This window comes from Desulfosporosinus acididurans, from assembly GCF_001029285.1.
Taxonomy (GTDB): Bacteria; Bacillota; Desulfitobacteriia; order Desulfitobacteriales; family Desulfitobacteriaceae; genus Desulfosporosinus; species Desulfosporosinus acididurans.
Window position 1 is genome coordinate 163,802 of record NZ_LDZY01000009.1, and the last position, 21,802, is coordinate 185,603.

The window sequence follows — 21,802 nt, forward strand, 5'->3', positions numbered from 1 at the left end:
TTATTAAAAAGAACGTAGATTCCGTTTATGTTAGTATTATACGGAATCGCAATTCCGTTTGTCAATAACCAATTATTCAAGTAAACTTAGAAAAGAAAGGGGGGATCTTAATGCAAAAGAAGGAGAACTCTATGAACCAGTCGGCCAATAACCAACAGACAAATGCGGATAATTTTGCCAATAATTCAAAATCATTGCGGGCCGATGCCAAACAAAACAGAGAGCAGATACTGGAAGCGGCTCATAAGAGTTTTGCCCAAAAAGGGCTTTCAATTCCAATTAGTGAAATTGCGAGCCAAGCGGGGGTAGGTATCGGTACATTATATCGTCATTTTCCGACCAAAGAAGCATTGTTTGAGGCGGTAAATATCAGTTATAAGCAGCAGCTTACAAAAAAGGCTAAGTCTCTAGCGACTCATGCCGATCCTGGTAAGGCTTTTTTTGATTTTTTTTCATCTATTATAAAAGATGGTTTTACCAATAGAGCTTTGAAAGAGGCATTTAAAAGCGGTGCCTTTAATACGCGGGCAGCAAATTTTGGTGTGATTCAGGATTTTCACTCAGCATATGCAACGCTTCTTATTAGGGCTCAGCAAGCGAAAGCGGTGCGGGAAGATATCGATGTGCAGGATTTAGGCACTCTTTTGATTGGTCTTCTGCGGGCAATAGAACAGCAAGGAGATGCAACTGATATTAACCGATTTCATAGATTGCTATCCATTGCCATCGAGGGCCTTCGTTATAAGGATTAATGAATCAAAGTGAGTAATGATAAGACGCTGAAACAGCGTCTTTTAACAATCGGAAATAATCAGCAGCTTAATCGAGGTGGGAGTTTATGGGATACAATGTTGAGGATATCATTGAGAAAACCATAAAAATTGCGGTGAGAAGAAGAGCAATATATGAAAATATCAGACAGGATAAGAGTGACATTGTATCTGTAAAAATATTTTCAAGTGTTTTAGCAAAACAAATGGATAAAACTGTTGAATATTATGAATCATTGTTAAATGAAATAAAGGAAGTAGAATTTGAGGAAATTGATTTTTCAACTTACGATAAAATGTCATCATTAATAAGTAACTTCAATACTAGAATAAATCTAATCGATATTTCTAGTGGTAGGGAGTTCTTAGAGTTTTCATTTAGCTTAGAAAAGGCTGTATATTCATTGTTAGTTGATATACAAGGTAGATTAGTGAAAAATACAGATGACATTCATACAAAAACATATGAAATATTGTCTGATATTATTGAGACTAAGGCCAGGCAAATTGAAATGATTGAAAGAATGTTGTGACAGGAGGGGAAGTACTTAATAGTGTGGTAGGCTATTATACAGGCCTCAAGAATTGGGTTCCCGTTTTAATGAACGGGGTATTCTAGGAGAACAAGGCGATATTTGCTTCTGTACCTGGCCGGAACTAGTTACGATATTAATGGGTGAATGGGAAGGTAACATTATTTAAAATCAATCTAATTCATGCTACAGCTTAGGAGATGATTGCATGTTTAAGATTATGGTAGTGGAAGATGATCCTAAAATAAGGGACATAGTCATAGAAAATATAAAAAAGTGGAACTTTCAAGGGTTAAGCGTGAATAATTTTAATAATGTATTAAATGCATTTTTAGAGTATGAACCTGACCTTGTGCTTATGGATATAAACCTCCCCGCCTATGACGGATTTTATTGGTGCGCCAGGATAAGAGAAGTTTCCAAGGTACCTATAATTTTCATATCCTCAAGAAACACTAATATGGACATAATAATGGCCATAAATATGGGCGGGGACGATTTTATCCAAAAACCTTTTTCCCTCGATGTCCTGGTAGCAAAGATAACGGCTATTTTAAGAAGGACCTATTCTTATGCAAATGTAGAGTCAAATGTGCTGGAATATAAAGGTGCTGTGCTGAACTTGAAGGATTGCAACCTTATGTATCATGATAAAAAAACTGACCTCACCAAAAATGAATTCAAAATATTGTATGTACTCATCAAAAACAACAGTCAGGTCGTCAGCAGAGACAAGATAATGGAAGCTCTCTGGGAAGATGAAAGTTTCGTAGACGACAACACATTGACCGTAAATATAAACAGGCTGAGGAAAAAATTGTCTGATCTGGGTTTGACGGATTTTATTCAGACCAAGAAGGGGCAAGGGTACATAATACAATGAGGATAAAGGAATATTTAGCAGACAGAATTAAGCTTTTTATTTTTTACATAGTCCTCATGGGTGTTATATCTGCTGTAATGTACTTGAATGGAACGATAAAAATAAGCCTTGGAAATATAATATATATCAATTCCCTAGGCCTGACTCTCTTCCTTTTGTATCTTTTGTACGAATACCTTCCTTTGAAAAAATATTACGGTAGTATAAGCTGTCTATCAAAGTATAAAGCAACTGAGATTATCAATAATTTGCCTAAAGCTAAAAGCCATGAGCAGGCTTTATGGACTAAACTGCTGATAAGGATAGATAAAGAACATGGGCAGAGGTTTCAAAAACTCAAAGAGGAAAAAAGGGAGAGCTCAGAGTTTGTAACGACATGGGTCCATGAAGTGAAAACTCCTATTGCCGTAAGCAGGCTTTTAATTGAAAACAGCCGAGATAAGTTTGACAGTGAAACCTTGCGGAGTATAGAAGAAGAAGTTGACAAAATAGACAACTTCGTAGAGAAGGCCCTATACTACTCCAAAATAGATGATTTCTCAAAGGATTACTTTGTTACAGAAAACAACATTGAACAAATAGTAAAGGGAGTCGTTAAAAAGAATGCAAAAACTTTTATTAATAAGAGGATAACTATAAAGTTAATGAACCTGGATGTTAGCATCTCCACTGATAAAAAGTGGCTGATGTTTATAATCGACCAGGTTTTAGCCAATGCTTTAAAATATACGGATGAAGGCGGAAAAATAATCGTAAGCACTGAAACGAACAGCAAGGAAGATGTTTTGATTATAGAAGATAATGGAATAGGTATAAAAGAAGAAGATATGAAGCGGGTTTTTGACAGGGGCTTTACGGGATATAACGGGAGAAATGAATATAAATCTACAGGAATGGGGCTGTATCTGGCTAAAAAACTGGCTGTCAAACTGGGCCATGACATAACTGTAGAATCGGTTTACGGTAGATACACCAGGGTGAAGATCCGCTTTCCTAAGCTTATGGATTATTTCAATGTTACATAAATGTAAGTTTATAATCTTTTTTTGTAAGTTGAAAAAATGGATAGCTACTCAAGGATTAGATAAGATAAGGTTAAAGCTTAATTAAAAGTTTTAACCTTATTTTTATGCGATGTCACTTGATGCAGACATCTAATAAGAAAATATCAGGAGGCGATACTATGGACATCGTGTTGGATGTAAAAGCTCTGAGTAAAGTATATGGTTCAAAAGGAAATATATATACTGCCCTTGATCATATCGATTTGCAAATTGAAGCAGGAGAATTTGTCGGTATCATGGGGCCTTCCGGAGCAGGAAAAACAACCCTTTTGAATGTAATATCAACCATAGACAAACCCACTTCCGGAACCATTACTGTTGGCGGTGAAAATATAGAGGCCATGAACGAAAATAAATTAGCCTCTTTTCGCAGGAATAAACTTGGATTTATATTTCAGGAGTTTAACTTGCTGGATACTCTAACCTTGAAGGAAAATATTATACTTCCTTTAACACTTGCCAAAATGAGGCCGGCATTAGTTGATAAAAAAGCAGCAGAGATATGTGAAATCCTTGGTATATCTGAAATCCTGAGCAAATATCCATATGAAGTATCGGGAGGGCAAAAGCAGAGGGCAGCTGCGGCCAGGGCTATAATTACCGAACCTGCATTAATACTGGCCGACGAACCCACAGGGGCCCTGGATTCAAAATCTTCGCAGGAGCTCCTTCAATGCCTTTCGGAAATAAATAAAAGCAAGAATGCCACGATCATGCTGGTGACTCATGATGCCTTTGCGGCCAGTTATTGCCATAGACTACTTTTTATCAAAGATGGTAAATTCTTTGCTGAGCTGGTTAGAGGGAATAACTCCCGAAGAGAATTCTTTCCCAAAATATTGGACGTATTGGCAGCAATCGGCGGGAAGAATAACGATATGATTTAAGTGTTTTTAAAACATGGCCTGTGTCCTACTTCATTTCTAAAGAAGTTCTATAGAAGGAGTCTGAAATGAAAAAGATCACTATTATAAGCTTATTATTAATTGTGTGTTTAAGTTTAGCTGGCTGTGGTCTATATAATGATAAGTCTGTCAATGGGAACAGTACAATTAAAGGTGAAGTAACTCAAAAAGGGAACTTCGCAGATTTGAAGGTCATGCCTCAATTTAAAGTCAAAGATATCAATGACCATGAAGTTACCAACGATATATTTAAAGATAAAAAACTCACTATGATAAACATTTGGGGAACCTTTTGCAGTCCATGTATCGATGAAATGCCGGCACTCCAGGAACTATACAGTAAATATAAGGCGCAAGGTTTTAACCTGGTAGGTGTTGTTTCCGACGGCGAGATGGATGAGGTACAGGCCTTGCAAATCTTAAAAAAATTGAAAATAGACTATGTGAATTTAATACCGAATAAGAAGCTCTCTAGTGATTTTGTGGGCAAAACGATGATTGTTCCGGTTTCCGTATTTGTAAACAGCCAGGGTGAAATTCTGGAAACTGTGGCAGGTTCGAAAAGCAAAGAGGACTATCAAAAAATAATTGAAACAGAGCTTCAACAAGTCAGGTAGGTGCAGCCAGTGCAGTACAGGATTAGAGCAGCATTAATCGTCGGAGGAATATTGTTCATTTGTGTCGGAATATATCGGGGAGAAGTTCAAATTGTATTAATAAAAGCAATAAATATCTGCCTGGAGTGCATCGGAATTGGCTAAGTTCAAAAGAAAATTGGTTCAGTTTATGCTGCTTATAAGTACCAATGGGTACTTTAAGGGATTTTTAGATGGAAGCACCTACAGGGGAAAATTGAAAAGTATCTGTGTGCCAGGGCTTAACTGTTATTCCTGCCCTGGAGCATTCGGGGCCTGTCCCATCGGTTCATTGCAGGCTGTCGCCTCCGATCTAAGCTATAGGTTTTCCTTCTATTTAGCAGGTTTTTTAACCCTCATGGGCATAACTATGGGAAGGTTTATCTGCGGATGGCTCTGTCCCTTCGGATATATACAGGAGCTGCTGCATAAAATTCCTTCACCAAAATTCAAGGTTGGTAAACGGTTTCAAAATCTAAAATACCTAAAGTATATAATACTTTTGGTCTTCGTAATTTTACTTCCTATGTTTTGGGTCAATGCTCTGGGAATGGGAAGTCCAACCTTCTGCAAATATATATGCCCTGCTGGGACTCTTGAAGGGGGAATCCCTCTTACGTTACTGGACACCACATTAAGATCAGCCGCAGGTTTTTTATTTGCCTGGAAGGTATGCCTTCTTATAGTTACTATATTTGCATCGATAATCATCTTTAGGCCATTTTGCAGATTTGTATGCCCCCTTGGAGCCATATATTCTCTTTTTAACCCCATAAGCGTTTATCGATTTAAAATAGACAAGAATAAATGTACAAGCTGCGGCATTTGTATCGAGAAATGTAAAATGGGTGTAGAGGTTTATAAAAAGCCAAACAGTCCGGAGTGTATAAGATGCGGCGAATGCAAGTCTTCCTGCCCGCAGGGCGCTATTAAGGTATTAATAAACATGAAAGATGAAAAATAGTTAAGTTTCAAAATACAAATCTTTGGAGGATAAAAATGTTAATTTCATTAGCTCGGAGAAATGTAAAAAACAACTTTGAAAACTACTTTATTTACTTTTCATCGATTGTATTTAACGTATTAATATATTTTGCCTTTGAAAGTATAAGCTTTAATAAACAAATTTCAGCATTGCTGCAAAGTAACGCGACAATTCTTTCAATATTTAGGGGCGCGTCTCTGATCATTGCCATATTTTCTGCTGTGCAGATGCTATATTCTAGTTCTTATTTTATTAGGAAGAGGAAAAAGGAAGTAGGCCTATATTCCTTATTAGGGTTAAAAAAGAGACAGGTAGGGGCCCTCTTGTTCTTCGAGAATATAATTACAGGAAGCCTTGCGCTGATTGTAGGTATATTGCTGGGAGGCTTGTTTTCCAAACTGTTCATGATGGCCCTGGTGAAATTTATGGGAGTGAATATGGACATATCCTTTTCCATAAGCGTTAATGCTGTTCTAAATACTGCCATTGTTTTTGGAATACTATTTCTGCTGGTTTCTATAAATGCCTATGCCATCATTTATAGATTCAGGCTTATTGAGCTGTTTAAAGCCGAAAATAAAGGAGAGAAACAGCAAAAGTCTTCGTCCTTTCTGGCAGTTCTTTCATTAGTCTTATTCATAATAGAGGTCTGCGCTGTAATGAATGTTACTGACTCCTCTACATTTACAAGGAATATGCCTATTGTTCTCATAAGCTCTATAGCCGGTACCTTTCTGTTCTTCAGATGGTTTTTGGCAATGATCATAAAGTTCCTGAAAAATAAGAAGAGGCTATACTACAAGGGAAGCAACCTAATAAGCATATCCCACATACTGTTCAGAATAAGGTCTAACAGCCGGAATCTGTCCGTAATTGCTTTGCTTAATGCCGTGGTTATTACGTCGATCGGTTTTGGGTACGCTTTCCATTATAACGTCGAGAAACTTGATAAATTGCAAATGCCCTTCTCATTTTACTATGAAAGTAATAATTTATCCTTGGACAAATCAATTGAAGCGTTGCTGAAAAAGCATCCGGAAAATAAGCTTATCGCCTCAGAGGAAGCAGAACTTGTGAAAGTAAAGGCTGATCTGTCGGGGATTTCCAGTAGGGACCAAAGTATTTATTTGATATCACAAAGTAAAGTCGAAGAGCTTGATAAATTCAGAGGGCTAAGAGATGACTTCAAACTTTCTCTCTCAGAAGGAGTCATATTAAAAGATGGCACTGAGCCGGACAGCGCCTATAAAGACAAGATTATTAAAATTTCCAATCATGAGCTGAACAGTTCTATTAAAATAGCAGACAGGAAGAATTATGCCCCCATGGACGTTTCCGATGACCACACACTAGTTTTGATGGTACCGGACGAAGTTTACAAAGAATATTATAATAAAGCAGATGTAGTTAGAATTAAAGGCTATGTGATAGAGAATCAAAGAAACAGTAAAGCTTTGATGAAAGATATCGTAAGAAATATTCCCAACGATGTAGATTTTACCTATGAAGCACAAAATCTAGGTGTTCTAGCCATTTCATCTGTAATATCGTTTATAGGTATTTTCATTGGGCTGGTGTTTTTGGGTGCTACAGTAAGCATAATTTATTTCAAGCAGCTTACGGAAGCTAATGATGATAAGGAAAGATATGGTGTGCTGAAAAAGATAGGTGTAGGATCTAGCGAAATAAAAAAATCAATACACAAACAGGTGTTTATAGCGTTTGCCTTGCCCTTGCTTATTGGAATGTTTCACAGCCTGACAGCCTTTGCCTTTTTCAGCAGCATTGCGCCTGCAATGAATGTGGTTCTGCCTGCTCTTGTGACGATGATTGTTTATAGTTTAATTTACACTGTATATTATTTCCTGACTGTAAACTCATATCTGAAAATAATTGGATGAATTGCCTTAGGGATGCGTCAACTGGTGTCGGAAAAGTTAGTTCCGAAAGTTTGGGTGTAGAAAATACCATTTGAAGGGGTGGATGACTTGAGTTCCTTGTTTGTCATGCTATTGCTGTTGCTGTGGCTTATTCCGATACTTGGATTGTTTTGGCTTTGGAAGGATGCGTCATCTAAAAGAGGGAGCCATATTGGGTGCCTTTGGGTACTTATTGTATTTGCTCTAGGTCCTATAGGCTTTATAGCGTACCTCATTGTAAGGAATTCAGATTGACGGAAATTCATAAAATTATTGGGCCATCAACAGTTATGTAGATTGTTTCGCAGCCAATATATTATGAAATTAAGGTAAAATGTCGCATGAGTTTGGCACTTGTCTCAATTCGGTTCAATCCCTATGATTTAAACCAAATCCTAGTGCGTCTTTAATCCAAAATATTGTTGACGAGGACACAAAAAATTAATATAATGTTGCTGAAACGCTTATGGGTGGGGGAACAAACCATGAACAAAGAAGAACAAATTATGAAGGATTTCAGAGACTTATTTAACAAGATAATGTGGCTTGATAGCTTTAAGATGAAAATCAGCCTTAAGAATTATAATCCTTCTGAAATACATTGTATTGAATATATTGGACAAAATGCAGATTCCAACGTGACAAAACTTGCGGAGTACTTTTATATGACAAGAAGTGCCATAAGCAAATTAACTAAGAAGCTCATAGAAAAAGGACTGATCGAAAGCTACCAGAAGCCAGATAACAAGAAGGAAATCTACTTTAGACTTACTGAACAGGGAAAAGCAATTAACAAAGTCCATGAAAAATTGCACGAAGAATCTCAAGAACGTGATAAGGCTGTATTTGAGAAGGTATCCGAGGAACAATTTGACATTATGCTTAGTTTCGCGGAAAAATATAATAGGCATTTGGATGCAGAAATAGAGAAACTGGGTGTAGATATTACATCTGGATTTATGGTGGGCATTTGGATGCAGAAATAGAGAAACTGGGTGTAGATATTACATCTGGATTTATGGTGGGTATTTGGATGCAGAAATAGAGAAACTGGATACAGATATTTCGTTTGGAACTATGATAGACTTTAATTTTACCTAACTCATTTTGAAGAGCCCTATGAAATGGGAAATTATATAAATGCTTAGGAGCAAAAAACATGAATATCATTGGAATTATCGCAAGTCAGCGTAAAGAAGGCAATACCGCCTTTATCGTAAACAAAATACTCGAAGGTGCGAAGGAACAGAGTGCCGAAACGAGTATCTTTGGTTTCGCCGATCTTGATATCAAACCGTGCCGAGGTTGTTGGGGCTGCCACAAGAGTGATCGGGGGTGTGTTATCAAAGATGACATGCAGAAAATTTATGACGCGCTTGAGCATGCAGATGCCATTGTTTTAGGTTTGCCGATTTACATGGGACAGATGAGCGCCCAAGGAAAGATATTCACCGACAGGCTGTTTGCACGATTTTCTCCGAGGTTCTCCCCGTTCTTCAAAGAAAATGCCGTGAAACAAAAGCTGATCCTTTCGTTTAATCAGGGCAATCCTGATGCCGACCTGTTTAAAACGTATATTGATTATACAAAGCAAATGTTTGAAATGCTGGAATTCGATGTGAAAGAGGTACCTGTCGTAACCGGCTTGCGAAATGGGCCGGCACACGAAAGAGAAGATCTGCGTACGAGCCTAAAGGATTTCGGTTCAGCATTGGTAGTATATCCATAGTCACAATAATAACTATAATTTTCGTATAGTATGAATGGTATGTGCTGATAAGAAGACAGAAGTGGAAAACAGTTTCAAACTGCAATTCACTTCTGTTTAATTTCCTATTCCCTAGACCCTGATTGAAATGTTCAGAGTCCTTGTTCATGAGATAGTCGGTATCCAAGGGTTACACTAAGAGCATAGAAAAGTAGTTAAATAATGCGTAAATAAAATATAGGGGGAATATTGTTCTACACCACGACATGGGAAGGGCCTGATTATACTTGAGGAACATCATGGCAGTTAGCGAAGGTTACAAAGAATATGTAGTAGACCAATATTTTATAATTTTGATTGACGCCAGGAAGCGTCTTTTTTTGTTATTTGTGAAGGAAATGCATTGAAAAGCGCTGAATTATAGATAAATCTTTAGTATAAAAGAAAAATTTATGTTTGTTGGGTTATGAGGTTATTAGCGGAGAGACTGAGTTCAAAGGATAAAGTTGAATAAAATAAATGAACTCGACAACAGTACGTCGAGTTCAAAACGATAGGAAGGAAAGGCTTCTGCGTGTCAATTGCCTTGATGGGGCCAGAATGCTCACGCTCTGAAGCAAGATGGTTGTATCCTTCAGCGTTTATTTTAATTCGATTGCCTTTTGCGGGCAAAGTTCCTGACAGCAAAAACATGTAATGCACAGTTCCGGGCTAACTATCGGGTATTCGTCCATGGTTAATGCACCGTTTGGGCAGTGCTCTATACAGGTTCCGCAGAGACTACATAATTCTTTATCTACCAATGGCCTTACCGCAGTAATAGAATCCATAGTATTAACGGAAGTCTGACCTCGCTGGTCTGTCTGTGGAAGTTTAAATCCTGGGATAACTTCAAGGTTTCCGTCAATATGTATTCTCGAAAGTTCGCTGATACCGTATCCTTTGGCTGCAGCCAGCTCAATGGTTCGAGGTAAATCAGGGAAGCCCATCATATGTGCAACCACTGTATCAACAGCCACTGGGTCAACTCCGGCTATTATCTTGCCGAGGTTAACTAAGTCTTTTGAGGCTGGACCATTACCCTCCATAGCCAAGACACCATCAACTATTACCAAATCAGGAATCTTAAGGGCAAAGACTTCAACCAGTGCTTCGGCAAAGTTAAGGGGATTGCCGGCTCTTTTATGGGTTTCTGCCTTTAGGGCCCCAGCTAAAAGCCCAAAATTATTTTTGATGGCGCAAGACAGTCCAGTGAGTCCATGGGTTTTAAACTTGGGTATGCTTATATATACATCGGCATCAAGAATCGCCCGGGAAATTAGAGCATGCTCTATATAAGGTGAATTCATTTCCATTGATACAGTTTCCGCGCCAAGATTTCGATAATATATACCGGCTGCCTCCATTAGACCAGTATCTTCAAAAGCCTTTTCGTTCATACCGTAGGAAAAAACCCCTGGGTTATCACCAACGATGAGCGATGCAGGGCGTTGCTTGACAACTTCATTTATAACTGCCTTTAACACAGCTGGATGGGTGGTTATGCCTTCTTCAGGTGTTGCGCTGCGAAGTACATTTGGTTTTATAACGACTCTTTTCCCTTTTAAGTCTAATGGAAACTGGCGAAATATCCTTTCGACAGCTTCGTGACAGTTTTCGTAGCTTGAATCCATTATCGATACTGAGCTCAATCCAGTACCCCCTTCGTTATTGCCTAAATTTACCCTCTATTATAAATGAATTTTATCTATAGTTCCAGGAAGCTAAAAAATATGTGATATGTTGGATGAAGCTACAAGTTCGGTGGATACACGTATGGAACGAATAGTCCAGGCAGCTATGGATCAGCTTACAGTGGGAAGAACATCTTTTGTCATTGCTCATCGGCTTTCAACGATCAAAAATGCAGATCTTATTCTGGTGATGAAGGACGGCGACATTATCGAAAGTGGAAACCATGAGGAACTGCTTGCAAGGAAAGGTCTTTATTTGTAAAAACCACGTTGACATTGAATATAGATTACAACATTAGAAAATTGAATAAAGAAAATAATGTTTTTCTATAGACCTGGAGTATTTAGAGAGTTAAGATTCATCTAAGTAATCTAAGTAGAGGAAACATTATAATTAAATTTGTGAATGTACGTACAATATCAAGTTTAGGTTTGCGTACTGAAACAAAAATAAGTGGGATCGAGCGAAATAATCTGTTGAAATAGCTAAACTGAAGGTGGAGGTAAACTATGAGCTGCCAATGTCGAGAGTGTAGAGGAAAATCCTGTGTATGTATGCTCTGTTCTCAAATGAAAAATTGTGGATATGCAATGTTGGATGATTGCCGGTGGGAGATTATTCAAGAAGATGCGAATAGAGTCGGAACAATAAAGTTTCAAATATTTTTACGCAACACTCATATGGATATTTCCGGACGAAATGCCACTATCATGAGTTAAACAATACTTATGAAATTTCAAAACATCATTAGTAACTTTACCAGGCAATAATAAAACGCTGTCTGATTGGTCTTCAGACAGCGTTAATATTAACGTGTAAATTGCTTAAGGATATAAACCAAGCCTACAACCCATTCCCATACCGCTCCCCATTCGATTTCCTGCACCGCGTCCCATACCTTGTCCGCCCATGAGTCCGGCACAATTGCCAGTTCCATTACATAAGGCTTGATTGCTTTTTATTCCGGCATAGATTTGATCCGCCTGTTGTTGGGTTAATTGGCCATCCGTAACCCTTTGATTAAGTATGGCCTTTTTTTGTTCTAACACTTGAGCTTGAAATTCTTCTAACTTTCCGGCTTCTTTAGCAATAGTCCCATAAGTTTTACCTGAAGCTCTTTCTTGGTTGACATCAGTGATTGATTTTCCAGTGACACTTGCCGCTATGTCCGCAGGTGTCTGATATACAGCGGCATAAGCTGTCCCGGCAACCCCTAACATTCCCAACATAGTTAGGGTAACTGCAAGTTTTTTGTAGATTCTCATCAATCCACATCCTTTCAATAATTTATTGCAACTCAAGCTTACAAGGAAATTGTGGCAAAAATATGGCAAAACTTTGAACCTGTTTTGACATTAAGTGTGCCACAAATTTGTCACAATCATGAAACAAATTAATGGTAAAATTGATTGGAGTAGGGGGGATATTATGAAGAAGTTTCTTTTAATTGCCGATGATAATGAGGGTATCCTCGATATCTTAAAAACCTATGTGAGTAAAGAAGGCTATAATCCGATCGTTGCCCGTGATGGGGAAGAAACGCTCCTGAAATTTGCAGAGTATCAACCTGTGCTGATTCTCCTAGATGTTCTGATGCCTAAGAAAGATGGTTTTACAGTCTGCCGAGAAATCCGTCAAAATTCGTCAGTCCCAATTATTATGATTACAGCAAAAGGGGAAGATGGGGATCGAATCATGGGTTTAGATATCGGCGCAGATGACTATATTGTCAAGCCATTCAATCCCAGTGAAGTTATGGCCCGAGTCCGAGCAGTTCTTAGAAGGCTTGATATTTCAGAGGAACAAAGCGGCGACGTGATTCACTACCCTGGGCTTGTTATTAGTCTTTCAGATTATGAAGTACAAATTGAGGGACGGCCAGTTTCCTTAACGAAAAAAGAACTTGAGCTTTTATGGGTTTTAGCCTCGAACCCGGGAAAAGTTTTTTCGAGAGACAACCTTCTCAACAGTGTTTGGGGCTATGAATATTTTGGTGATGCACGGACCGTAGATACTCATATTAAAAGACTGAGATCAAAAATGAACATTCCTGACAAACTTCCTTGGGATATTAAGACGATATGGGGTGTTGGTTATAAGTTTGAGTCTCAGAGTCGTTAATAAAATCATTAACTTAATAAAAAACAAACTGGCCTTTAAATTGGCCTTGAGTTTTATTGTAATAATCACTATTTGTATGATTACCATTGGTGCCTTATTTATGCAGCTTTTTAAGCAATATGCCTTTGAGAGCCGAGAAAAAACAATGGTTACAAGTGCGAGAAGCATCGCAGCCATGGCGTCTGAAGTGATGGGCAATTCTGTAGGCAAGACAGCAGGCTCGAGTAATCCCCTGAGAGGTTTTGGCGGTTATCTTCGTTCTCTCGACACCATCACTGAGTCTAAGGTTTGGATTACGGATAACAAAGGCAATCCCGCCGTAATTTCCGGCCGCATGCAAGGGCAAGGAATGGGACAAGGCCGAGGATTTGGCTATGGTGCAAGACAGGGAGGGCCTATGGGAAGCGGAGCCGGACAAGGCATTTCGACGAATGCAGGTCCTTTGCCTCCAGAGGCTGAAAGAGTAATTCAGGATGTTCTTCAGGGCCAGGAATCTACCAGCGAAAGTTTTAGCAGCCTGTATCACGAAGCTACGATTACTGTTGGTGTTCCAATTTTTGATCATCAGCATAAAGTCATAGGAGCAGTCCTTTTACATACTCCTGTGACAGGAATCACCAGTGTTTTGAACAAGGCTGTTGGTATTCTAGCTGTCAGTCTATTAGTGGCGCTACTCTTAGCTGCGGCTTTGGGAGTCATGTACTCCATTCTTTTTACACGTCCTCTAAAAGCAATGAACCGCACGGCTCTTGAAATTACTAAGGGGAATTATCAGGCAAGGACAGGCATCACGCGAGACGATGAACTAGGTCAACTGGGGAATTCTCTCGATCTTTTAGCGAGAGAACTTGGTTCAACGATTAACCAACTCTTTCAGGAAAAGGGAAAACTCAAAGATATTATATCCAGCATTTCTGAGGGTATTATCGCATTTAATATTAATCTCGAGCCTGTAAGTGTTAATTTTGCTCTTGCAGACATCATGAATAGGAACGATCCTTATTCCTTAGACGATATTGACAGAGATTTGCAGGAGTTAGAGATTAAATCTAAACTGGTTCAAGTGATGAAAACTAAGGAAACTTTACAAATTCTCCGCACTCGGTCGGATAAGGTATTGCGATTTACGATTTCGCCTATCATTGATAAACATGATACCATTACCGGGTGCGTTGCTTCAGTTCAGGATATCAGCGAAAATGAGCGCCTCGAACAATTGCGTCGAGATTTCGTTGCTAATGTATCCCATGAATTTCGTACTCCTTTGACAGTCATCCGAGGGTACCTTGAAGCGATGGTTGATGGAACTCTGGATTCGCGAGTGGATTTTCAGCAGACTTACCAAAAAATGCTCCAGGAAACTCATGGTTTAGAACGACTAGTTAAGGATCTTCTTGAACTTTCTCAGCTTCAATCAGGTAAAATATCTATAAGCCAGGAAGTAATTCATTTTCCAAGCCTGCTTGAAGATACCATTAAAAATTTGCAAACGCTTGCCGATAAAAAATCCATTAAATTAAGCTATTCCATTAGAGAAGAAGTTCCTCCTTTTATGGGGGATTACAATCGATTACGTCAGCTCATCATTATTTTCCTCGACAATGCCATCACTCATTCCCCCAATAATAGAGGAGTTTATATTGAGACCAATGTGGAGGATAAAAACGCTTTGATACTTCGGATAAAGGATGAAGGATATGGCATAGCTGCAGAGCAACTGCCGCATATTTGGGAACGCTTTTACAAAGGAGATCAGTCACGAAACAGTAAAGGGACAGGACTTGGTTTAGCAATTGCCAAGGCCCTAATTGAATTGCTGGAAGGTAAGATTGAAATCCATAGTGAGTTGAACCAAGGTACTAGGGTAACAATAAAGATTCCCCTTCAATTTCTCTCTTCCTCGATGGTCGAATAGCTCTTTGGGAATATTTCCTTAACAAAGCGCAGAGTCTAGTTTAAAGGCCAAAAATCAAGATAGGAAAGTTAAGGTGGATTCATGGGAAAAGTGATTATCGTTGAAGGAAAGACAGATAAGCAGCGGTTACAACAAATTCTGGACGAACCTGTAGAAATAGCATGTACCTATGGCACCATAGGCGAAGATAAATTGGAAGAATTATTCTCTGTGTATAGTGAGGATGAGGTCTTTGTTCTGTTGGACGCAGATTATTCGGGGGACAAAGTCAGGCGTTTATTTAAACAGGACTTTCCCAATGTACGTCACTTATATACTCATAGGATGTACCGTGAAGTGGCAACAACCCCCTATCATGTACTAGCCCAAATCCTTGAGGGCGCCCATTTTATTGTGAAATCTCCTGAGGATCTGGAGGATAATTAGAATTTATCACTGCAGCGTAAGATAAAACGACTGTAACGATTTGCCCTCGTTACGGTCGTTTTTACTAACACCCATTCATCGCAAGGGAGTATCATAGATTGCGAAAAAATCGATTGTTTCTAAAATCCATAAATTCCTTGGAAGTTTGTTATTAATTGGATAAGAATTAAATATCTATAAGATAGAAATTTGTATTGAATCTGCCAGGAAGTATTTCCATCGTACCTAGAAAACTTTTTAATTTGAATAGTAGGAATATTGAGATATATCTAGAATTATTAGGTAAGCTTTAATTAAATTAAATTGTGTTAAGGAGGTTACCTATGAACGATGACGTGGTTTTAGAGGCTCGTTCGCGGGCTGGAAACAAATTCAAAGAAGGTTTTAATTGTTCGGAATCAATTCTTCATGCCTTTAACGAACTGCTTAACAATCCCCTAAGTTCTGAGAGTTTGAAAATGGCGACTGGGTTTGGAGGAGGGCTAGGGCATGCCGGCTGCATGTGCGGTGCCTTGACAAGTTCGGTGATGGTTTTGGGGCTTTACCAAGGACGCATCACTCACCAACAAGATCGGGAACCGCTTTATAATCTGGCCCACGAATTTCATGACCGTTTTTCCGACCAATTTGGAGGAACATGTTGTCGAGTTTTAAATCCCCACGATTTTGATTCCCCGGAACATTTAAAGCATTGTTTAAAACTAACGGGAGGAACTGCCAAACTTCTGATGGAGTTCATTTTGGAAAAAAAGCTGACATTAGCGGAGAAATAGCTGCTTTACATGAGGCAAAAACCTAAACGTAATCTTAGCACAATCCTATCTGTAGAAATCATGAGATCTACTCAAAGGGTTGTGCTAAAATTTTGTGGTTTTCCTAACGAGTTAATGTATGGGAACCACTCCCACTTAGAGCCATATGATTGAATAAATGATATGGTAAAATATACTTGAAGAGTTTTTCTCCTAATTGAAGATGATATTAAAAACACTTAAGGTTTTAGGGAGGATGCTCTAACATGGAAAAGGGACAGCTGATTGATTCCAGTATGGAAAGTGGAGAAATAATTAATAACGGCGAAAAATATGATAACACTCAGATTAGTTCTATCCAGCATAATGTGGCAGATATACCTATTACGGTTGCTGAAATTAACCATCTATGGTCAGCCTATATAGCAGAAAGTATGGCGGAGACCTTCCAAAAATATATGGTTGCCAAATGTGAGGATCAAGATTATTACAAGATTATGCTTTCATCTCTGAACCTTTCAAGTCAAAATCTTCAGTCTCTCAGGAATATATTCAATTTGCTGCAATACCCTACTCCGGAAGGCTTTGGAGATAAGGATGTCAATCTCGATGCCCCGCGATTGTATGATGAAACCTCCGGTGTCCGATATATAAGAATGATGCAAAAGTTCATCATACAAAATTATGCTTTAGCGTTTAGTGAGTCTTCCCGTTCGGATATTAGACAGCTATTCGCCGGATTTATCGAGAGTTCGAAAGATTTAATTCAAAGAACCGATGACGTTCTCTTAGCTAAGGGCGTTTTTCCGAAGACCCCCTACATTGTACTACCGCACGAAGTAGAGTATGTTCATGATAAGGATTATTACGGGTCATTTTTTGGAGCAACTAGACCGCTCAACGCTCTTGAAATTAGTAATATCTTAGCTATATTGGATTTTAAAGTGGTCGTAAAAATTGTGAAGGTAGGTTTTGCCCAGGTTGTCAAATCGGATGAAATCAGAAGGTTTTTTAATAACGGAGCCAAACTTGCTGTCAAACATATTAATGTACTCCGGGAGATATTAGAGGAAGAGGGATTACCCGGGCCGGAAATAATTGACTATCGCGTTACAGACTCACAAGAATCCCCATTCAGTGACCGTCTAATGTTGTTTCATACAACAACGATTGTCGCCTATATTCTTTCAGCTTATGGGACTGGGCTTTCGAGAATTACGAGAAAAGATGTCATTGCAACCTATATGAAGCTTATGACTGAGATACTAGCTATTGCTAAAAGCGGTTCGGATTTATTGATTAAAAATGGCTGGATGGAAAAGGTCCCAGAAACTGCAAATCGTCGAAAATTAACTCATTAATTTTGAGGGCAGAACTTATACATAATTACCCCAATAATAAAAAGAATGGGAATAAGGATAAAAAGAGCATGGCTGCTCTTTTTTTATCCAATCGTAAGACTCCTACTTCTTGTAAGTGGGAGTGGGTTAGAGGAATGCGTCACACTTTTCACAAAGTTGCCAATTCAAAGAGCGGCTTTTATTTCTGTTCGAATCATGGTATTATGCAAGCAAAGCCATAACAAGTTATCGATGATGTGAGAATACTTGGCAACAAGGTCATAGACAAAGCGCTATGGCCTTAAACATATTTTTAGCAATTAAGCCTTAAAAACATATTTTTAGTTCAAGGCAAATGAAGGTTGGAGGTAAGTATGGAATCACAAACTGTCAAGAGGATCTATGTTGAAAAAAAACCTGGTTATGATATCGAGGCTCAAGGATTATTAAGCGATCTGCGCGAAAACTTAGGCATCAATTCTTTGTCAGGTGTCCGGATTATCAATCGTTACGACATTTCCGGAATTACAGATGAAGAATACCAACAATCCCGCTCAATCATTTTTGCTGAGCCGCCTCTTGATTCAATTTACGATGAACGCTTGGATATCTCGGCTCAAGACAGAGTTTTTGCCATGGAATACCTCCCCGGTCAATATGATCAGCGGGCGGATTCAGCTGCTCAATGTCTTCAAATTCTTACGCAGAAAGAACGGCCGGCGATTGCTTCTGCAAAAGTTATTATTTTAACAGGTTCGTTAACTGAAGAAGATTTTCAAGCCATTAAACATTATTGCATCAATCCGGTGGAATCCCGGGAAGCTTCTTTAGATAAGCCCAATTCTCTGGAATTTGAATCCGTCCTTCCGCCTAATGTAGAAGTGATTTCTGATTTTACGCAAAAATCACCAGAGGGTCTTAGGGAGTTTTTTCATCAAGCGGGTTTAGCTATGAGTTTTCAGGATCTGATGTTTTGTCAGTCCTATTTTCGTGACACCGAGAAGCGGAATCCAACGCTTACGGAAATTCGAGTCATTGACACATATTGGTCTGATCATTGCCGCCATACTACCTTTAATACCAAAATAGAAGAAGTTATTATCCCTTCCGGGGATTTTTCTGACCCTCTGCTTAATTCCTATCAGGACTATCTTGCATCTCGGGATTTCGTTTATGCTGAAAAGACAGACCATCGCGATATCTGCCTTATGGACCTGGCGGTTATAGGAATGAAAGAATTGAAAAAGAAGGGGCTGCTTCCTGATCTCGATGAATCGGAGGAGATCAATGCCTGCAGTATAGTTGTTAACTTAGACCATGATGGCCAATCTGAAGAGTGGCTAGTCATGTTTAAAAATGAAACTCATAATCATCCTACAGAAATAGAACCGTTCGGGGGCGCGGCAACTTGCTTGGGAGGAGCTATTCGCGATCCCCTGTCAGGGAGGACCTATGTCTACCAGGCCATGCGCGTCACAGGAAGCGGCGATCCCAGAGGCAAACTGGAAGATACCTTAGAGGGGAAATTGCCTCAGCGAAAAATTACGCAGGGTGCGGCCGCCGGTTATAGCTCTTACGGCAACCAAATAGGATTGGCAACAGGACAAGTTGCCGAAGTCTATGATGAAGGTTTTATGGCTAAACGGATGGAAGTTGGGGCAGTTATAGCTGCAGCTCCCCGCAAAAATGTTGTCCGGGAGGTTCCAGAACCAGGAGACGTTGTCGTTCTGGTCGGCGGAAGAACCGGCCGTGACGGATGCGGCGGGGCAACGGGTTCGTCTAAAGAGCACACTTCGGAGTCTTTGTTAACCTGCGGGGCTGAGGTTCAAAAAGGAAATCCTCCCACGGAACGTAAGATTCAGCGCTTGTTCCGTAAGCCGGAGGTTAGTACGATGATAAAACGCTGCAACGATTTCGGAGCAGGCGGCGTTTCTGTCGCTATCGGAGAATTAACCGAGGGTTTAGAGATTAATCTTGACGCTGTTCCGAAAAAATATGAAGGACTGGATGGCACAGAACTGGCGATTTCTGAATCTCAAGAACGGATGGCTGTCGTCATCAGTGCGGAAAATTTAGAACCTTTTATTGCCTTTGCCCGCGAGGAGAACTTAGAAGCGACCTTAGTTGCTCATGTAAGTTCTAACCCAAGACTTAAAATGTCTTGGAGAAGTGAGACCATCGTTGATTTGAGCAGAGAGTTTTTAAATACCAATGGTATTAAACAAACGACTAAAGTACGGGTGAATCTGCCGGAGTCATCCAACAATTACTTTAAAACGCTGCCCGCTGCACTTAGTTCCTTCAACACTGAGACGAAGGATGCCAATCTGCTTGTCAAGGCATGGCTTGCGAATTTGCAGGATCTGAATGTATGCAGTCAGAAAGGCCTTGTGGAGAGGTTTGACAGCAGCATTGGCATGTCGACGGTGTTAATGCCTTTAGGCGGAAAATACCAGGCGACACCTGCTGAGGGAATGGTTGCCAAACTTCCGATGCAGAGCGGTGATTCGAAGGCTGCCACAGTAATGACCTATGGCTATAATCCACAGCTGGCCAAATGGAGTCCTTTCCATGGAGCTCTCTATGCTGTTGTCCATGCTGTTACTAAAATCGTCGCCTTAGGAGGAGACTACCGTAATGTTCGTTTAACCCTTCAAGAGTATTTTGAAAAACTTGGTTCTGATCCGGAAAAATGGGGAAAACCCTTCAGTGCTTTGTTAGGAGGGTTTTATGCTCAGAAAAAACTCCAAATACCGGCTATCGGCGGGAAAGACAGTATGTCAGGGACCTTTATGGATTTAAATGTACCGCCCACCTTAGTAGCCTTTGCCGTTAATGTTCTTGATGTGGACAAGGTCGTATCTCAAGAGTTCAAAAAGGCTGGCAGCAAGGTTGTCTTAATTCCTTCCCTGCGCGATAACCAAGAAATTCCCAACTTTGACCAGCTTGCTAAAAACTACCGTAAAGTCTCTGAACTAATCCAAGCGGGATACGTTTTAGCTTCACACACCGTTGGCATGGGAGGGCTTGCTGCTGCTGTCAGTAAAATGTCCTTCGGGAATCGCCTAGGGCTAACGATTACGGAACCAATGGACTTTCAGCGGCTCTTTAGCGCTGATTATGGATCACTCATTCTCGAGATTCAAGACTCCATTGAATTGGACCAGATCTTTGGGGATGTCGTCTATGAATTCCTCGGGACAACTCAGGATGATCCAATGATTACAGTTAATGGAGTTTCTCTTGCGGTAGAAGAAGCCCAAAAGGCCTGGGAACAACCTTTAGAGAGAATTTTTTCTACTCGGACTGAAACCATGCCTGAACCAAGATCAATACGTTTTAAGTCACGCCATACACAAAAACCATCCTTGAAAATTGCCAGACCGAAGGTCTTGATTCCTGTTTTTCCCGGTACCAACTGTGAATATGACTCCGCAAGAGCCTTCGAGAAAGCGGGAGCAGACGCAGAAACCCTAATTATCCGCAATTTAACGCCTTCCGATGTCGAACAGTCCATTATGGAATTGACGAAAAAGATTGGTCAAGCCCAGATCGTCATGCTGGCAGGTGGTTTCAGCGCCGGAGATGAACCTGACGGCTCCGGTAAATTTATCGCCACAATGTTCCGAAACCCTCGGATTAAAGAGGCGGTTTCGGAGCTTTTAAACAAACGTGACGGGCTTATGCTGGGAATTTGTAATGGCTTCCAAGCGTTGATCAAGCTCGGCTTAGTACCTTACGGAGAGATATTAGATTTAACCTCAGAAGCGCCGACTCTGACGTACAATAAGATTGGCCGGCATGTTTCCTGTATGGTTCAGACCAAAATTGTTTCTGTTTTATCGCCGTGGTTTAGCGGAGTTTCTCTTGGTGATATTCATACAATTCCAGTATCCCATGGAGAAGGGCGTTTCGTTGCCAGTGCAAAGGTCATTGAGATGTTGGAGGCCAAGGGACAAATTGCGACCCAGTATGTGGATTTCAAGGGTGACCCGAGCAACCACATTGAGTATAATCCCAATGGTTCATACGAGGCTATCGAAGGAATTACCAGTCCCGATGGAAGAATCTTAGGTAAGATGGCTCATTCTGAAAGAACGGGCTATGGAGTG

General features: G+C 39.9%; 19 protein-coding genes and 2 pseudogenes. 19 read left to right on the forward strand and 2 right to left on the reverse strand.

What is annotated here, in order from left to right; genetic code table 11:
- The first annotated feature begins 110 nt into the window (after window positions 1–110).
- From DEAC_RS13905 to DEAC_RS13950, 11 genes are all read left to right on the forward strand, one after another.
- Window positions 111–752 carry a TetR/AcrR family transcriptional regulator gene (locus DEAC_RS13905; RefSeq protein WP_053006441.1) on the forward strand — a complete coding sequence of 214 codons (642 nt, stop codon included), beginning with the start codon at window positions 111–113 and terminating at the stop codon, window positions 750–752.
- Between the two features lie 86 nt (window positions 753–838).
- Complete coding sequence (locus tag DEAC_RS13910) at window positions 839–1,303, forward strand: hypothetical protein (RefSeq protein ID WP_047810669.1); 465 nt, start codon at window positions 839–841, stop codon at window positions 1,301–1,303.
- Between the two features lie 208 nt (window positions 1,304–1,511).
- Window positions 1,512–2,186: a response regulator transcription factor gene (locus DEAC_RS13915; RefSeq protein WP_047810670.1), complete on the forward strand. Its 675-nt coding sequence runs from the start codon at window positions 1,512–1,514 to the stop codon at window positions 2,184–2,186.
- Window positions 2,183–3,211: a sensor histidine kinase gene (locus tag DEAC_RS13920; RefSeq protein WP_047810671.1), complete on the forward strand. Its 1,029-nt coding sequence runs from the start codon at window positions 2,183–2,185 to the stop codon at window positions 3,209–3,211. Before DEAC_RS13915 ends, DEAC_RS13920 begins: the two co-directional genes overlap by 4 nt.
- Before the next feature lie 158 nt (window positions 3,212–3,369).
- Window positions 3,370–4,137, forward strand: coding sequence for an ABC transporter ATP-binding protein (locus DEAC_RS13925; protein ID WP_047810672.1), 768 nt, complete (start codon window positions 3,370–3,372; stop codon window positions 4,135–4,137).
- A 65-nt stretch (window positions 4,138–4,202) separates the two neighbouring features.
- Window positions 4,203–4,772 (forward strand): TlpA disulfide reductase family protein, encoded by a 570-nt coding sequence (locus DEAC_RS13930; protein ID WP_047810673.1) that lies wholly within the window; start codon window positions 4,203–4,205, stop codon window positions 4,770–4,772.
- Between the two features lie 9 nt (window positions 4,773–4,781).
- Window positions 4,782–4,916 (forward strand): CD1871A family CXXC motif-containing protein, encoded by a 135-nt coding sequence (locus tag DEAC_RS24225; protein ID WP_345788170.1) that lies wholly within the window; start codon window positions 4,782–4,784, stop codon window positions 4,914–4,916.
- A complete protein-coding gene (locus DEAC_RS13935; protein ID WP_345788171.1) occupies window positions 4,909–5,754 on the forward strand; it encodes a 4Fe-4S binding protein in 846 nt (281 codons plus the stop codon). Before DEAC_RS24225 ends, DEAC_RS13935 begins: the two co-directional genes overlap by 8 nt.
- Window positions 5,755–5,789: 35 nt before the next feature.
- Window positions 5,790–7,676 carry an FtsX-like permease family protein gene (locus DEAC_RS13940; protein WP_047810674.1) on the forward strand — a complete coding sequence of 629 codons (1,887 nt, stop codon included), beginning with the start codon at window positions 5,790–5,792 and terminating at the stop codon, window positions 7,674–7,676.
- 503 nt (window positions 7,677–8,179) lie between these two features.
- A complete protein-coding gene (locus DEAC_RS13945; RefSeq protein WP_047810675.1) occupies window positions 8,180–8,680 on the forward strand; it encodes a MarR family transcriptional regulator in 501 nt (166 codons plus the stop codon).
- A gap of 173 nt (window positions 8,681–8,853) precedes the next feature.
- Window positions 8,854–9,423 carry a flavodoxin family protein gene (locus DEAC_RS13950; protein ID WP_047810676.1) on the forward strand — a complete coding sequence of 190 codons (570 nt, stop codon included), beginning with the start codon at window positions 8,854–8,856 and terminating at the stop codon, window positions 9,421–9,423.
- Window positions 9,424–10,043: 620 nt separating this feature from the next.
- Here the strand turns inward: DEAC_RS13950 and DEAC_RS13955 are convergent.
- Window positions 10,044–11,093, reverse strand: a complete 1,050-nt coding sequence (locus DEAC_RS13955) for a DUF362 domain-containing protein (RefSeq protein WP_047810677.1) — start codon at window positions 11,091–11,093, stop codon at window positions 10,044–10,046.
- Between the two features lie 88 nt (window positions 11,094–11,181).
- On the opposite strand from DEAC_RS13955, the pseudogene DEAC_RS13960 reads away from it, so the two are divergent.
- Both DEAC_RS13960 and DEAC_RS23595 read left to right on the forward strand, forming a co-directional pair.
- Window positions 11,182–11,397, forward strand: a pseudogene (locus DEAC_RS13960) (ABC transporter ATP-binding protein); the annotation flags it as partial.
- A gap of 308 nt (window positions 11,398–11,705) precedes the next feature.
- Window positions 11,706–11,855, forward strand: a complete 150-nt coding sequence (locus DEAC_RS23595) for a hypothetical protein (protein ID WP_161796455.1) — start codon at window positions 11,706–11,708, stop codon at window positions 11,853–11,855.
- 105 nt (window positions 11,856–11,960) lie between these two features.
- Here the strand turns inward: DEAC_RS23595 and DEAC_RS13970 are convergent, their stop codons facing one another.
- Window positions 11,961–12,401, reverse strand: coding sequence for a DUF2680 domain-containing protein (locus DEAC_RS13970; RefSeq protein WP_047810680.1), 441 nt, complete (start codon window positions 12,399–12,401; stop codon window positions 11,961–11,963).
- A 163-nt stretch (window positions 12,402–12,564) separates the two neighbouring features.
- Between DEAC_RS13970 and DEAC_RS13975 the strand changes: the two genes are divergently transcribed.
- The 6 genes and pseudogenes from DEAC_RS13975 to DEAC_RS14000 all read left to right on the forward strand — a co-directional run.
- A complete protein-coding gene (locus DEAC_RS13975; protein ID WP_047810681.1) occupies window positions 12,565–13,257 on the forward strand; it encodes a response regulator transcription factor in 693 nt (230 codons plus the stop codon).
- 76 nt (window positions 13,258–13,333) lie between these two features.
- The gene (locus DEAC_RS13980) at window positions 13,334–15,172 is read left to right on the forward strand and encodes a HAMP domain-containing sensor histidine kinase (protein WP_083996172.1); all 1,839 of its coding nucleotides are present in this window, start codon (window positions 13,334–13,336) and stop codon (window positions 15,170–15,172) included.
- An 81-nt stretch (window positions 15,173–15,253) separates the two neighbouring features.
- The gene (locus DEAC_RS13985; protein ID WP_047810682.1) at window positions 15,254–15,598 is read left to right on the forward strand and encodes a toprim domain-containing protein; all 345 of its coding nucleotides are present in this window, start codon (window positions 15,254–15,256) and stop codon (window positions 15,596–15,598) included.
- 323 nt (window positions 15,599–15,921) lie between these two features.
- Window positions 15,922–16,371, forward strand: a complete 450-nt coding sequence (locus DEAC_RS13990; RefSeq protein ID WP_047810683.1) for a C-GCAxxG-C-C family (seleno)protein — start codon at window positions 15,922–15,924, stop codon at window positions 16,369–16,371.
- Between the two features lie 245 nt (window positions 16,372–16,616).
- Window positions 16,617–17,711, forward strand: coding sequence for a DUF3231 family protein (locus DEAC_RS13995; protein ID WP_242847161.1), 1,095 nt, complete (start codon window positions 16,617–16,619; stop codon window positions 17,709–17,711).
- A gap of 353 nt (window positions 17,712–18,064) precedes the next feature.
- Window positions 18,065–21,802, forward strand: a pseudogene (locus DEAC_RS14000) (phosphoribosylformylglycinamidine synthase); the annotation flags it as partial.

Bases quoted from the DNA above. Each gene is read 5' to 3' on its own strand.
- DEAC_RS13905 (WP_053006441.1), top strand. From the start codon at position 111: ATGCAAAAGAAGGAGAACTCTATGAACCAGTCGGCCAATAACCAACAG.
- DEAC_RS13915 (WP_047810670.1), top strand. From the start codon at position 1,512: ATGTTTAAGATTATGGTAGTGGAAGATGATCCTAAAATAAGGGACATA.
- DEAC_RS13925 (WP_047810672.1), top strand. From the start codon at position 3,370: ATGGACATCGTGTTGGATGTAAAAGCTCTGAGTAAAGTATATGGTTCA.
- DEAC_RS13940 (WP_047810674.1), top strand. From the start codon at position 5,790: ATGTTAATTTCATTAGCTCGGAGAAATGTAAAAAACAACTTTGAAAAC.
- DEAC_RS13995 (WP_242847161.1), top strand. From the start codon at position 16,617: ATGGAAAAGGGACAGCTGATTGATTCCAGTATGGAAAGTGGAGAAATA.
- DEAC_RS13945 (WP_047810675.1), top strand. From the start codon at position 8,180: ATGAACAAAGAAGAACAAATTATGAAGGATTTCAGAGACTTATTTAAC.
- DEAC_RS13985 (WP_047810682.1), top strand. From the start codon at position 15,254: ATGGGAAAAGTGATTATCGTTGAAGGAAAGACAGATAAGCAGCGGTTA.
- DEAC_RS13975 (WP_047810681.1), top strand. From the start codon at position 12,565: ATGAAGAAGTTTCTTTTAATTGCCGATGATAATGAGGGTATCCTCGAT.
- DEAC_RS23595 (WP_161796455.1), top strand. From the start codon at position 11,706: ATGAAAAATTGTGGATATGCAATGTTGGATGATTGCCGGTGGGAGATT.
- DEAC_RS13930 (WP_047810673.1), top strand. From the start codon at position 4,203: ATGAAAAAGATCACTATTATAAGCTTATTATTAATTGTGTGTTTAAGT.
- DEAC_RS13950 (WP_047810676.1), top strand. From the start codon at position 8,854: ATGAATATCATTGGAATTATCGCAAGTCAGCGTAAAGAAGGCAATACC.
- DEAC_RS13970 (WP_047810680.1), bottom strand. From the start codon at position 12,401: ATGAGAATCTACAAAAAACTTGCAGTTACCCTAACTATGTTGGGAATG.
- DEAC_RS13990 (WP_047810683.1), top strand. From the start codon at position 15,922: ATGAACGATGACGTGGTTTTAGAGGCTCGTTCGCGGGCTGGAAACAAA.
- DEAC_RS13910 (WP_047810669.1), top strand. From the start codon at position 839: ATGGGATACAATGTTGAGGATATCATTGAGAAAACCATAAAAATTGCG.
- DEAC_RS13920 (WP_047810671.1), top strand. From the start codon at position 2,183: ATGAGGATAAAGGAATATTTAGCAGACAGAATTAAGCTTTTTATTTTT.
- DEAC_RS13980 (WP_083996172.1), top strand. From the start codon at position 13,334: ATGATTACCATTGGTGCCTTATTTATGCAGCTTTTTAAGCAATATGCC.